This is a genomic window from Corallococcus sp. AB032C, assembly GCF_003668935.1.
Taxonomy (GTDB): Bacteria; Myxococcota; Myxococcia; order Myxococcales; family Myxococcaceae; genus Corallococcus; species Corallococcus exiguus.
In genome coordinates this window covers 24,586-37,577 of record NZ_RAWP01000071.1, presented here as the reverse complement: position 1 = coordinate 37,577, position 12,992 = coordinate 24,586, and the positions used below count along the sequence as shown (strand labels likewise).

General features: G+C 70.6%; 13 protein-coding genes. 5 read left to right on the top strand and 8 right to left on the bottom strand.

Annotated features, from left to right (window positions below; translation table 11 throughout):
- The first annotated feature begins 108 nt into the window (after positions 1–108).
- Positions 109–1,287, top strand: a complete 1,179-nt coding sequence (locus D7X99_RS27190; RefSeq protein ID WP_121780330.1) for a BamA/TamA family outer membrane protein — start codon at positions 109–111, stop codon at positions 1,285–1,287.
- Positions 1,288–1,317: 30 nt separating this feature from the next.
- Here the strand turns inward: D7X99_RS27190 and D7X99_RS27185 are convergent, their stop codons facing one another.
- The 5 genes from D7X99_RS27185 to fni form a co-directional block, all read right to left on the bottom strand.
- On the bottom strand, positions 1,318–2,397 hold the full coding sequence (locus tag D7X99_RS27185; protein WP_121780329.1) for a mevalonate kinase: 1,080 nt from the start codon (positions 2,395–2,397) through the stop codon (positions 1,318–1,320).
- On the bottom strand, positions 2,397–3,383 hold the full coding sequence (gene mvaD, locus D7X99_RS27180; RefSeq protein ID WP_121780328.1) for a diphosphomevalonate decarboxylase: 987 nt from the start codon (positions 3,381–3,383) through the stop codon (positions 2,397–2,399). Before mvaD ends, D7X99_RS27185 begins: the two co-directional genes overlap by 1 nt.
- On the bottom strand, positions 3,380–4,318 hold the full coding sequence (mvk, locus tag D7X99_RS27175; RefSeq protein WP_233613768.1) for a mevalonate kinase: 939 nt from the start codon (positions 4,316–4,318) through the stop codon (positions 3,380–3,382). Before mvk ends, mvaD begins: the two co-directional genes overlap by 4 nt.
- Before the next feature lie 108 nt (positions 4,319–4,426).
- Entirely contained in the window at positions 4,427–5,755 is a 1,329-nt protein-coding gene (locus tag D7X99_RS27170; RefSeq protein ID WP_121755364.1) for a hydroxymethylglutaryl-CoA reductase, degradative, read from the bottom strand.
- 33 nt (positions 5,756–5,788) lie between these two features.
- Positions 5,789–6,847 (bottom strand): type 2 isopentenyl-diphosphate Delta-isomerase, encoded by a 1,059-nt coding sequence (gene fni / locus D7X99_RS27165; protein WP_121780326.1) that lies wholly within the window; start codon positions 6,845–6,847, stop codon positions 5,789–5,791.
- 163 nt (positions 6,848–7,010) lie between these two features.
- Between fni and D7X99_RS27160 the strand changes: the two genes are divergently transcribed.
- Positions 7,011–7,418 carry a hypothetical protein gene (locus tag D7X99_RS27160; protein WP_233601561.1) on the top strand — a complete coding sequence of 136 codons (408 nt, stop codon included), beginning with the start codon at positions 7,011–7,013 and terminating at the stop codon, positions 7,416–7,418.
- Between the two features lie 163 nt (positions 7,419–7,581).
- Positions 7,582–8,538 carry a zinc metalloprotease HtpX gene (locus D7X99_RS27155; protein WP_120594855.1) on the top strand — a complete coding sequence of 319 codons (957 nt, stop codon included), beginning with the start codon at positions 7,582–7,584 and terminating at the stop codon, positions 8,536–8,538.
- A gap of 15 nt (positions 8,539–8,553) precedes the next feature.
- Here D7X99_RS27155 and D7X99_RS27150 read toward each other — a convergent pair whose 3' ends face one another.
- Positions 8,554–9,297 (bottom strand): SDR family oxidoreductase, encoded by a 744-nt coding sequence (locus tag D7X99_RS27150; RefSeq protein WP_121780325.1) that lies wholly within the window; start codon positions 9,295–9,297, stop codon positions 8,554–8,556.
- A 109-nt stretch (positions 9,298–9,406) separates the two neighbouring features.
- Here D7X99_RS27150 and D7X99_RS27145 point away from each other — a divergent pair, with 109 nt between their 5' ends.
- On the top strand, positions 9,407–10,312 hold the full coding sequence (locus D7X99_RS27145) for an AraC family transcriptional regulator (protein WP_121780324.1): 906 nt from the start codon (positions 9,407–9,409) through the stop codon (positions 10,310–10,312).
- Between the two features lie 6 nt (positions 10,313–10,318).
- On the opposite strand, the gene D7X99_RS27140 is transcribed toward D7X99_RS27145, so the two are convergent.
- Positions 10,319–11,158, bottom strand: a complete 840-nt coding sequence (locus D7X99_RS27140) for a 2-oxo acid dehydrogenase subunit E2 (RefSeq protein ID WP_121780323.1) — start codon at positions 11,156–11,158, stop codon at positions 10,319–10,321.
- A gap of 177 nt (positions 11,159–11,335) precedes the next feature.
- Here D7X99_RS27140 and D7X99_RS27135 point away from each other — a divergent pair, with 177 nt between their 5' ends.
- Positions 11,336–12,433, top strand: a complete 1,098-nt coding sequence (locus D7X99_RS27135; RefSeq protein ID WP_121780322.1) for a cell envelope biogenesis protein TolA — start codon at positions 11,336–11,338, stop codon at positions 12,431–12,433.
- Positions 12,434–12,499: 66 nt separating this feature from the next.
- On the opposite strand, the gene D7X99_RS27130 is transcribed toward D7X99_RS27135, so the two are convergent.
- Positions 12,500–12,991: a serine/threonine protein kinase gene (locus tag D7X99_RS27130; protein WP_121780321.1), complete on the bottom strand. Its 492-nt coding sequence runs from the start codon at positions 12,989–12,991 to the stop codon at positions 12,500–12,502.
- Between the last annotated feature and the right edge of the window lies 1 nt (position 12,992).

The following is a 12,992-nucleotide window of genomic DNA, read 5'->3' as shown; positions in this document are numbered from 1 at the left end:
GACAGGAGCTTCCGAGGCCGCGCTGCTCTCTTGGAGAGCAGGCGGGCGGAAAGGGTTTCTGTCCCGGGCTGGAATCGATGCGCCCCCTCGGGGCTTCACGGGGTTTCGATGCTGGCTCCAGTCGTCTTCCTGTTCTTCATGCTGCTGTCACTGAGTGCCGTGGCGGCCAGCCGCACCGCGCCCGGGCTCTCGCCCGTGAAACGCACGCCGACGATGGACGGCATCGCGCTGCCGCTCCTGTCCTTCAGCTCGGATCAGGGCTTCGGCTACGGCGCTGTCGGCGGCATGTACCTCTATGGCGACGGCAGCAAGGCGCCCTACGCGCATGCCCTGTCCGCGCAGGTGTTCTTCACCGCGCGCGGCGCCATGAATCATTACCTCCGTTACGACGGGCCGCAGTTGCTGGGGCCCCTGCGTTTGGAGGGACGGCTGGAGTACCGGCAGGAGAAGAGCAGCCCCTTCTTCGGCGCGGGCAACCTGTCCGCCCCGGACTTCCGGGGTGACGTGGACGACCAGCGGTACAACTTCGACAAGGGCTCGCCGGGCCTCTGGGTGCGTCTGCGCGGGCGGCCGTTCGGTGAAAATCACCCGTTCCAGTCGTACGTGGGCTACGGCTGGCGCTACACGCGCGTGTCACCCTACGAGACGTCCATCCTGGCGCAGGAGCGGCCCATCGGCATCGAGGGCGGGCCCAGCGGGCAGCTGCTCGCGGGCGCGCTCTGGGACACGCGCGATGACGAGGCCGACCCGACGTCAGGCGGCGTGGAGGAGGTGGCGCTGCGCGTGTCGGGACTGGCCACCTTCAGCCGCTACCAGTACGCGGGCGTGACGCTGAGCGAGCGCCGCTACATCCGCATCACCCCGCGGCTCGTCTTCGCGCAGCGGCTCACGCTGGACATGCTCTTCGGAGAGGTGCCGTTCTTCGAGTGGATGACCACGGGTGGCGTCAACGTCTCCGAGGGCATTGGCGGCATGAGCAGCGTGCGCGGCATCGAGCGCAACCGCTTCGCCGGCAACGTGAAGGCGTTCAGCAACTCCGAGCTGCGTTTCCAGGCGGCGCGGATGGCCTTCTTCGGGCAGCCGCTGGCGCTGGGCGCGGTGGTGTTCCTGGACCTGGGCCGCGTGTGGCATCCGGGTGTGACGGACGGCAAGTGGCATGAGTGGCACCCGGGCATCGGCGGCGGCCTGCGCTTCTCGCGCCGCGCGGCCGTGGTGCGCATGGACTACGCGCGCTCCACCGAGACGGGCCGTCAGCGCTTCTACATCACGTTCGGTCACATGTTCTAACGGCGCACCCGGGCGCGCGCCGCGCTGATTTCACGTGAGCGCGTCCACCCAGCCGCGAAGCCGCGCATCCGTCTGTGCTTCGCCGCGCACGCCCTGTTCCACGTCGAGCGTCAGCGTGAGGAAGCCGCGCGACTCCAGGCCCTCGCGCAGCGCTTCGCGCGCCTGTGCATCCGGGGCGAAGAGGATGCAGCCGTCACCGCCGCCCGCGCCGGAGAGCTTGCCCGCGCAGTGGTACGACGCGGCGATGGCGAGCACGCGGCGCATGCCTTCGGTCTCCAGCGGGCCCAGTTCCAGCAGCAGCGCGTGCTGGGCCTTCACGGCTTCGGAGAAAGCACGGAAGTCGCCGCCGCCCAGGCCGTTTTCAATCGTGTGGCCCAACGCGTCCGAGCGCTCCACGAAGGCCTTGCGCCCGGCGTCCGCGAGGCGGGCCTCCACCTGGCCGATGAGGAGCTTCGTGGACGCGCTCTCGCCGGTGAAGGCGTAGAGCATGGACACGCGCGGCACGGGCATGCGCCAGAGGTCCACCGGTGGGGACTCGGCGAGCGCGGCGTTGAAGCGCCCGGTGTTGGCGGCGTCCGCGAGCGCGGTGATGTCATAGCGACGGTAGCGCACGACACCGCCCGCGAAGCTCGTGGCCACGTCGCCACCGCTGCCCTTGCCGCCCTGCCCCAGCGTGTGCGCGGTGAGGGCGAGCTTCAGGACGTCGAACTTCTCCTCCAGCACGAAGCGCGCGGCCTCCGCGGCGAGCACCGTCGCGGACGCACTGCCGCCGATGCCCAGCTTGTGGCCGCCCGGGCCGAGCGCGCCCGGAGCCACCGCCACGTCGAAGCCCACGCTCGCGCGGCCGTGCGCGCGCAGGGCTTCATCCAGCGTGCGGGCGACGAAGGAGAAGCCGGCAGGCACTTCGCGGGCCCACTTCACACCACGGGGCGTGGTGAGGCCCTGGAGCGTCCCCTCCTCCAGGCAGATGTGCACGCGCGAGTCCTGACGCCTGCGCACATAGGCGGCCGTGCGTGGCGCCACGGCCGCGAGGCGCGACACTCCGCCCCACAGCACGGCGTACTCGCCGGAGATGAACAGCTTGCCCGGGGCGGAGAGCGCTCGGTCCATCAGAACAGGTGCTCGGTGAGCAGCGTCGCGTCACCACCGGGCACGCAGCGCACCACGTCCACTGCTCCGCAGGCGCGGGCCAGGGCTTCCGCCGCGACCTCGTGGGCCGCGGTCGTCAGCAGCACCGGGTTCGGGCCCGCGTCGAGCGTGAACCACACGGGCACGCCCTTCTTGCGCTGCTCGCGCAGGTGCTGGATGAGCCCCAGCGTCGCCGGGCTCAGGTAGGACAGCGGCGGATCCGCGGAGAGCGTCGTGCAGTGCATGCGCCACGCGTTGCGCTCGCACAGCTCGCCCAGCGCCTCCAGGTCCTTCTTCGCGATGAGCTCCCGGGCGCGGGGCACTTCGGCCTCCGCGTCCTTCACCCACGCCGGATAGTAGGGGCTCGTCTCCACGGTGTTCTTCATCCCGTCCCGCGACTTCACCTCTTTCTCGCCGCGGTCGAGGATGGCCACCACCATGCGCAGGTCCGACCAGTGGCCCGCGTCGAAGCGCTGCACGGCGTAGCTGTCCTCGCCGTCCTCGCGCTCACCGCGCATCCACTCGCAGAAGCCGCCCTGCACGCTGCGGCACGCGGAGCCGCTGCCCCGCCTCGCCAGGATGCTGGACGCCCGCGTGTCCTGGGGCAGCCCCGCCGCCGCGCGCCCCGCCACCGCCAGCGCCGCGAAGCCCGCCGCGCTGCTGGCCAGGCCCGCCGCCATGGGGAAGTCCCCGCGCGACACCACCTTCGCGGGACCCAGGTCGCGCCCGGCCTGCACGCGCACCTCGTCCAACAGGCGCAGCACGCGGTCGCGTTCGCTGCCCTTGGCCACGTGGCCGTGCAGCTCCACCGTGTCCGACGGCGCGCCGAACTCCACCGTCGTCGTCACGTGGATGGGGGCCAGCGTCAACGACAGGCTGGACTGGTGCGGGAGGATGAGCGCCTCGTCGCGCTTTCCCCAGTACTTCACGAGCGCGATGTTGGGATGCGCCCGGACCGTTGCCTTCATGGAATATCTCCCTGGACCCGCGGCCCCGCGAGCTGACTCGCGAAGCAGCGCACGCCGTCACGCGTCAGTTGCGCGACCACGGGCTCCGGTTCGGGGAAGAGGCCGATGACCGCGCCACCGTCACCTCCCGCCCCGGTGAATTTGGCCCCCAGCGCGCCCAGCGAGCGCAGCCGGAACACCATGTCCTCCAACGCTGGTGACGACAGCCCCAGCGCGTTCAGGAGGCCCTGGTTGACGTTCATCGCGTCCCCCAGCCCCTCCAGGTCGCCCGCCTCCACCGTCTTCGCCGCCTCGGTGACGAGCCTCCCCACCTGGCCGAAGAGCCGCTTGTAGCGCTCCGGCCACCGCGCCTGCCGCTCGCGCAGCGCCCCCACCGTCAGCTTCGTGGGACTGCGCGCGCCCGCCAGAGCCACCACCACCGACACCGGCCGCGGACTCTTCAATTCGCGCGCGCGACCCGTGACGCCCGCCGGCGCCTGCACCCGCCGGTAGAGGATGAGCTTCTCCTCCGCGCTCGTGGTGTGGTCCACGCCGGACGGCGTGCCGTGGAACTCCTGCTCCATCTCCCACGCCAGCCGCGCCGTCGCCTTCGCCGTGGGCGCCTGCCCCGCCGCCTGCAACAGCACGCGCGACGTGGCCACCGCCAGCGCCGCGGAGCTGCCCAGCCCCGCGGACAGCGGCAACTGCGGCTCCAGCGTGACCTTCACCTTCGGCTCGCCCACCAGCTTCGCCGCGCGCGCGAAGGCCTTGCGCATCATCCGCTTCTGCGCCGCGTCCGCCGTCACCGGCACGTCCAGCACGCACGAGCGCGAAGGCCCACCGCGCGCCACCACGCCGATGGTCAGCGGGCCGGCGATGGCGGGGTAGCCGTACACCACGCTGTGCTCGCCCAGCAGGATGACCTTGCCAGCACCGAAGGCGACCAGGGGTTTCATTGCGGAAGTCATGGCACCAGGCACGCGAAGGGGGCGGGCGCCTTCATTCCGCGCACCGCCCTGCCCCGTCAAGCGCTCCCGCATCAGGAGAGCGCCCGGGGGAGGACATCAGCCGTTGGTGAGGGTGGCGACGACGGGCGTCTCCGGCGGCAGGCTCGCGAGGATCTCCCGCGCCTTCTCCACCTTCACGTGCCCGGCCTTCACCAGCAGGTTGGCCACCTTCTCCACGTCCCCACCGCGCGCGCCCGCCGTGACGGCGACGCTGCGCGCGTGCATGGCCATGTGGCCCTTCTGGATGCCCACGGAGCCCAGGGCCCGCAGCGCCGCGAAGTTCTGCGCCAGGCCCACCGCCGCGAACACCATGGACAGCTCACGCACGCTGGTGGCGCGCATCAGCTTGAGCGCCACCTGCGCGCCCGGGTGGATCTTGATGGGGCCACCCACCAGACCCAGCGCCAGCGGCAGCTCGATGCGGCCCACCAGGTGCCCCTCCTCCAGGTACCAGGTGGACAGCGGGCGGTACTGCCCCTTGCGGCACGCGAACGCGTGGGCACCGGCCTCGATGGAGCGCCAGTCCTGCCCCGTGGCGATGGCCACCGCGTCGATGCCGTTCATCACGCCCTTGTTGTGCGTGGCGGCGCGGTACGGGTCGGCTTCCGCGAAGCGGCTCGCCTGCGCGATGCCCTCGGCGATGACCTCTCCCGGCAGGCCGAAGTCCGCCAGCAGCGGCAGCGGGATGCGGCACGTGGCGCGCGCGAGCCGCTTGTCCGCCAGGTTCGACAGGATGCGCAGGTACACCCGGCCGCCCGTCAGCTGCTCGATCAGCGGCGCCACGCCCTCCGCCATGGTGTTGATGAGGTTCGCCCCCATCGCCTCCTGCGCGTCGATGAGCAGGTGGACGATGAGCAGCGGCTCGCCGCGCGGCCCTTCCGGCGCGGGCAGGAGGCGCACCTCCACGTCCTTCGCGCCACCGCCGCGAGCCACCATGGCCGGGTGGAAGCTGTTCGCCAGAGCGAGGATTTCATCCTTCGCATCCAGGATCTTCTCGGACGCGTGGCCGGGGTCTCCGTAGTTGGAGACCTGCACCTGGCCGATCATCATCGACGCGTCGGCCTCCGCGATGAAGCCGCCCGACTCGCGGACGATCTTCGACGCGAACGACACCGCCGCCACGACGGACGGCTCCTCCACCGCCATGGGCACCAGATAGTCGCGCCCGTTGACGTTGAGGTTGAGGCCCAGGCCCAGCGGCAGGGAGAAGGTGCCCACCGCGTTTTCAATCATCTGGTTGGCGATCGACAGGTCCAGGCCGTTCTCGCCGCGCAGCTGGTCCAGCTCCGCCTCGGTCAGCCGGAACATCTGGCCAATGCGCGCCAGTCGCTCCTCCAGGGGCAGCTTGTGGAATCCGGCGAGCCGGGACGTCACGGTGTCAGACATGTTCTTCCTTCCCAACCTGGGATCCACCCGGCATCACAATGCCGCCAACCAATCCTTCAACGCGCCGGTCACCACGCGAGGCCGCTGCCGCAACTGAGCGACGGTGCGGCTGCCCGTCAGCACCAGCGCCTGCCGCAGGCTCGTGAGGATGACCTTCAGCGCCTCCTCCGCGGCCGGCAGCCCGCCCTGCTGCTGCGCCCGGAACAGCGGCAGCGCCATGCCCGCCAGGTCCGCGCCCAACGCGAGCACCTTCGCGGACTCCAGCCCGCCGCGCACACCACCGCTGGCCACGAGCCGGACCTCCGGCCCCACCGCCTTGCGCACGCTGGCGATGGCCGCCGCGGTGGGGATGCCCCAGCCGCTGAACTCCGCACCCACCTGCGCCTGCGAACCCACCGCGCGAAGCTGCTCCACGCGCACCCACGACGTGCCGCCCAGCCCGGAGACGTCCACGTTGCGCACGCCCAGCTCCACCAGGCGCCGCGCCACGTCCGGGCCGATGCCGCACCCGGTCTCCTTCACCATCAGCCGGTCGCCCATCGCACGCGACAGCTCCTCCACCACGCGGTAGCCGCCGCGGAAGTCGCGGTCGCCTTCCGGCTGCGTCAGCTCCTGGCCCGCGTTGAGGTGCAGCGCCATGCCGTCCGCGCCAATGGCGTCCATCAACCGCCGCACGCCATCCACGCCCAGGCCAATGGCCTGGTACAGCCCGATGTTGCCCAGGAGCGCCACCGTGGGCGCCACGTCGCGCACCGCGTACGACGCCGTGCGCGCGCTGTCCTCCGACATGGCGCGCTGGCTGCCCACACCGAAGGCCAGACCGTGCCGCTCCGCGAGCAGCGCCAGGTCCCGGTTCACCGCGCCCGCACGGTCCGTGCCACCCGTCATTCCGGTGACGAGGAGCGGGGCCTGGAGGCGCTTGCCCAGGAACGGCGTGGACAGGTCCACGTCCTCCACCGCCATCTCCGGCATGGCGCAGTGGATGAGGTGCACGCACTCCAACAGCGTGGAGTTCTGTGCCGGTTCCACATCGCCGGTCGCGCACAGGTCGAGGTGGGCATCCTTCCGCTTGGCTGTCGTCTCGTCGCCCATGTCGCTGAAAGCCACCCGCGCTGTCGCTGCAAAAAACCTGTAAGCCTGGAAGGTCGTTAGGTTCCTACCAAGCGCCAGGGCCGAGGTGCAAGCCAAAGGGCCCCGCCGGTCGCTCTCCGGGTGTGAATGGACGCGCTGTCTTCTGGACGGTATGAGCCACCGCGTGAGCACGCCGGACAACAGGGTCATCGTCTTCCTGCACAGTGGCGAATATGACCGTGTGCACCAGGGTCTCGCCATCGCGGCGGCGGCGACGGCGGCCGGGCGGCGGGTCGAGGTGTACCTGTTCTGGTGGGCCCTGGAGCGCTTCCTGTTGGACAGGTTGGACGAACCGGACTTCGCCGGACGCGAGGACGTGGCGGACCGCTTCGAGGCGCGCGGCATGCCCACCGTGCGCACGCTCCTGGAGCACGTGCGCGAGTCCGGGTTGGGCATGGTGGCGGGCTGCACGGGCTCGCTCGGTGCCCTGGGGAGCGAGTCGAAGGCGGGCGACAGTGGCATTGACGTCTGGCTCGGGTGGAGCGCCATCCTCCAGCGTACGGCGGGCGTGGCGGATCGTTTCTACCTTTAAGGCCGGCACTACCTTTGGGACGGGCGGCAGCCGGGGCCATGGGCCTCCGGGGTAGCCTGGACCCGTTACGTTGACGCCTCCCTGCTCCTGCTTACGTTTCGTGTGGCCCCCATGGCGGGGCGAAAGGCACGGAACGAGGAACATGGCGCAGCGTGACCCCCACATGACAACCCGAGGACCGGCCGCACCGGCGCTCAAGGGCGGCGGGTGGCACCGGCTGGGCAACGCATTGAAGACGACCGTGCTGCTGGCGGGGTTGACGGCCCTGGTGCTCGTCATCGGCCAGCGGCTGGGCGGCGCGCAGGGGCTGATGATGGCGGGCCTCTTCGCGGTGGTGATGAACTTCGGCTCGTACTGGTTCAGCGACCGCATCGCGCTGGCCATCCACGGCGCGCAGCCGCTGTCCTACGAGCAGGCCCCGTGGCTGCATGAGATGGTGGAGCGGCTGGCCGCGCGCGCGGGCATGCCGAAGCCGAAGGTCTACCTGCTCCCCACCGCGCAGCCGAACGCGTTCGCCACGGGCCGAAACCCGAGCCACGCGGCCGTCGCGGTGACGGCGGGCATCATGGACATCCTGGACCGGCGCGAATTGGAAGGTGTGCTGGCGCACGAGATTGGCCACGTGCGCAACCGGGACACGCTCATCGGCACGGTGGCTGCGACGCTCGCGGGCATCATCAGCTACGCGGCGCAGATGCTCTTCTGGTTCGGCGGCAGCATGCTCAGCCGCGGCGACGACGACAGGGACGGTGGCGTGGCCGGAGCGCTGTCCAACCTGGGCCTGCTGCTGGTGGCGCCCATCGCGGCCACGCTGCTGCAACTGGCGGTGAGCCGCTCGCGCGAGTACGGCGCGGACGCCACGGGCGCGGAGCTGTGCGGCGACCCGGATGCGCTGGCGAGCGCGCTGTTGAAGATGGAGCGCGGCGCGGAGGCCATGCCGTATGACCGGGCCCCCGCGACGTCGCACCTGTTCATCGTCAACCCGCTGCACCACGGCGGAGTGATGTCGCTGTTCTCCACGCACCCGCCCATCCCGGAGCGCGTGCGCCGGCTGCGCGAGATGAGCGCGCGGATGGGCCAGGGCACTCGCGGCCGTGGCGGGTGGGAGTACGCGTACTGACAGGCTCCCGGCCGTTCACGCCGACCGGGCCAGCGCCACCGCGTCTGGCCCGGCGGGGAAGCGGAGTGTCCCCGACGTGTCGTTCGCGGCACGCCAGATGGCCTCGGCCACGTCGGACTCGCGCGTCACCGCGGAGGGCTGCCCGAGCGAGCTGAAGATGCGCTGGGCGAAGGGTGCATACGCGTCGGGGAACAGCCCCTCCATCCGGGGGGTGCCGTTGCTCGTGAAGCGGGTGCCCGGGCAATAGCCCGGCTCGACGAGCTTCACGCGCAGGTGGAAGTCCGCGAGTTCGAAGGCGAGCGACTCCGTGAACCCTTCGATGGCCACCTTGCTCGCGGTGTAGACGGCCACCAGCGGCATGGGGGCCAGGGTCGCGCTGGAGGTCACGTTCACGATCACTCCCGACTTGCGTGCGCGAAGCCGCGGCAACACCGCCTGCGTCATCGCCATGACGCCGAAGACGTTGGTCTCGAACACCTCGCGCACCGTGGTCATCGGCGTGGCCTCGAAGGCGCCCATGAGCCCGATGCCCGCGTTGTTGACGAGCACGTCGATGGGCCCGCTCGCCTCCAGCGCGGCGGCGATGCTCTCGGGCTTCGTCACATCGAGAGGCACCACGCGCAGCCGGTCCGAGGCAGGGAGCACGCCCTCACGTGGCGTTCGCATGGTGGCGACCACGTTCCAGCCCTGGGCGTGAAAGTGGCGCGCCGTCTCAAGTCCATAACCGGAAGAACACCCCGTGATGAGCACCGTCTTCATGCCGTCTCCTTTGGCCGCGATTCGCGCGGCGTCGATGTTCTGAAGGTACCGACGGCATTCAGGACGCTCCACTACGGGGAGTCCGTATTTCTTTTGCTAGCGTCCGGGCATGACCGACCCTCTTTCGGAAGTCATCGCGCTGCTTCAGCCCAGGGCCATCTTCTCGAAGGGCATCAGCGGAGCTGGCGCATGGGGTGTTCGTTACTCGGACTTCGGTCAGCCCAGCTTCTGTGCCGTGCTCGAAGGGCGCTGCCGGCTGGCCGTCGAAGGACAGCCGGCCGTCACGCTCGAGGGGGGCGACTTCGTACTGCTGCCGGCGACGCCGGGCTTCACCATCTCTGGCTTCGAGCCGGTGACGGCCGAACGTGTCGACCCCAAGGTGGCCCCTTCCCCCACCGGGGAGGTGCGTCACGGTCGGCGGGGTGGCCGCCCGGACGTGCGACTGCTCGGGGGTTACTTCGTCTTCGACTCGCCTGACGCGGCCCTGATGGTGTCGTTGCTCCCAGTCCTGGTGCACGTGCGCGGCGTGGAGCGGCTGTCCACGCTGGTCCAGCTCGTCAGGGACGAAACGAGCGAACTGCGCTCGGGGCGAGAGCTCGTGCTGACGCGGCTCGTGGAGTTGCTGCTCATCGAGGCGCTGCGGTCCACGCCGAGCGGCGACACACCTCCGGGGCTCCTCCGTGGACTGGCGGATGCGCGGCTCGCACCCGCTATCCGGCAGATGCACCGCCACCTCACGCGTCCGTGGACCGTGGCGCAGCTCGCGAAGAGCGCGGCGCTCTCGCGCACGGTGTTCTTCGAGCGCTTCACGCGCACCGTGGGCCTGCCCCCCATGGAGTACCTGCTGGACTGGCGGATGGCCGTCGCGAGGGGATTGCTTCGCGGCCAGGAGCTCTCCATCACGGAGGTGGCCGAGCGCGTTGGCTACAGCTCGGCGAGCACCTTCACCGCGGCGTTCAGCAAGCGCGTGGGCCAGCCTCCCGGACGCTTCGCTCGTGCGAGCGGACAACGTTGACGGCGGCTATTCCGCCGATGGATCCGGGAGCGGACCGAAGGACTCCTCCGGGTGCTCCAGCATCTCGCGCAGCGTGTTGGCGATGACGCCCGCGTGGTAGCCGTCGAGGAAGCGGTGGTCGAAGGACGCGTTGATGTTCATCACGTGTCCGGGCACCACCCTCCCCTCCTCCACCACCGCCACCTCTCGCACCGCGCCGGGCGCGAGGAAGATGGGCACGCGGGTGAAGGGCGCCAGCGGCAGGTACGCCGTGTCCAGCCCCAGCTCGCCCACGTCCACCACCACCGCGGCTCCGAACGGGTCCCTGGGCAGGCCGAGCCACGATGGATCCAGGTTCAACGTGTACGTAAGGAACGACACGAGCCCGGTGAAGCGGTGCAGCAACAGGTGCGGCACGCGCTTGAGCAGATTCCGGCCCTGCTCCACCTGCGCGTCCCGGCCCTCGCGCACGCGCGCAGCGGTGGACTCCACCTCCAGCGCCAGCTCGTGCACGGACTTCTGGTCCACGTCCTCGATGCGCACGGGCGTGAGGCCGCGTTGATCCGCACCGGGGAGCACCGCGCACACGGTGATCCGCTGGCGCAGGTAGATGCGCTGGTAGCGCAGGAGCGCGTTGGCGTCCGGACAGCGGCGCAGCGCTTCGCCCATGGCCTTGAGGACCAGGTGGGTCGCGGTGAGCCGCACGCCGGTCCGCTGGTGGAAGGCGTCCATCCAGGCGAGCGCCGCGTCCATGCGCACCGTCAGGGTGCCGTAGACCGTGGGGTCATACGCGGTCGCCCAGCTGCCGATGGCGAGCTTGCGGAAGCTCGACACGTCCCGCTTCGGCTTCAGCTCCAGGTGGGCCATGGGGCGTGAGCGTGCCCCAGGATGGCGCTGACGGGGAGCCGGAATGCAGGCGGGCGTCACGGCCCGGCCGGCGCGGCGGGTGGGGCCCGCCGGGTTGCCTGCCAGTGAAGCCTTGACGCGCCATGTCCCAGCGGTAGGCTGCCCCGCTTTTTGCATCCTTCTGTGGAGGTCGTTCCCTTGCTGTTTGCACTCATCCTCGTATCGATCGGGTTCGCGGTGACGCTCGGTCTGCTGCTTTTCCGAGACAAGAGCGGCGCTGGTGCCAACGCGGGCCGTCCCTCGCTCTCCTCTTCCTCTTCCGCGCCGTCGTTCCGGGGCGAGCTGGAGTCCGAGAGCAAGGCGCGCGCGAAGGCGGAATCGGAGGTCCAGCGCAAGCAGAAGGAGCTGGACGAGCAGCGCGCGCAGCTCCAGGAGGTCAAGGAGCAGCTCAAGCAGACCAAGCGGAAGCTCTTCGAGCAGAAGGAAGGCGAGAAGGGCTCGAACGACCTGGTGAAGGCCCGCGCCGAGGTGGAACGCAACGCAAGCTTGCAACTGGAGCAGACCCGCGCGGAGCTGTCGCAGGCCCTGACGGAGAACGCCCGGCTGCGCGCGGAGACCGAGTCGCGCACTGGCCCTCGCCGCCGTGAGGCCCCGGCCGCCGCCCCCGCGCAGACGACCGCGCCCGCCGCGGTCCCTGCCTCCGTCGAGGCGCCGGCTTCGGCTCCGGCGGATCAGATCGCCGCCCCCGCGAACGAGCCCGTGGTGGTCGCGGCGGTGTCCGTGACGCCCGCGCCCGTGGCCCCGGCGGAGCCCGTGCGCCGCTACCGCGAGCTGAACGACGCGGACCGAGAGAAGATGAACCGGCTGGAGCAGGCGGCGAACAAGGACCGTTCGCGCGCCGCGGAGCTGGAGAAGGAAGTGCGCCGGCTCAAGGGTCGCGCCGACACGCACGCGCGCATCCTGTCGGTGACGAAGTCCGAGGCCGACCTGGGCAAGGACAAGTACAAGGCGCTGGAGAAGCGCCTCAACCGCACGCTCCTGGAGCGCGACCTGCTTCGCCGGGCCATCAAGGACCTGGAGAAGAAGACGGGCATGCTCGCGGACCGCACGGAGCTGACGCCGGACGAGGTCGCCGCCAGCGACCAGCGCAGCGACGAGCAGGCCCGCTCCCGCGCCGAGGCGGAGGCCCGCGCCACCGCGGCGGCAGCCACGCCCACGGAAGCCCCGGCCGCCACCGAGCCGGCGTCCACCGAGGGCGAGGCGAAGCCTTCCGAGGCTCCGCCGACCAACGCCTGAGCCGTACCCCGGCGTGAAGCAAGAAGGCCCTGCGGTCCCCTCATCGGGACGCGGGGCCTTCGTGTTTCAGCGATAGGACTCGACGATGTCGACGCCCGCCGAGGAGAACTCCAGGATGGCCGTTCCTGGCTTGGAGTCGGACCGCTTCCGCAATTGCCCCTTGGAGAGCCGCGCCACGGCACAGATGGGGACCTTGTCGCCGTCCGGCGGATGCGCCTCGTAGTACCGGACGACCACCTGCGGGCCGCCGGTCCATACCCGTCCATAGAGGCGGGTGGTCGTTTCAAGGGGCCCGAGGCTGGAAATCAACAGGCTCTCAACAGGACCGTCGTAGAGCGTGATGGGGCTGACGTCGTCCTGGTTGATGTCGAGCGCCACATTCGCCCCATCGCCTACACGCAGGCGCAGAATCCGCATCGTGTTCAGCGCGTCCTCGGGACAGTCCTCGGGTTTGGGTGTCCCGTCCGAACGAAGCCCCACGCCCCCTCGGGTCGTGGTGCAGCCCAGCGACAAGACCAGCACGATGGCAACCGGGGACCACTTGCGCGGTGCGTTCATG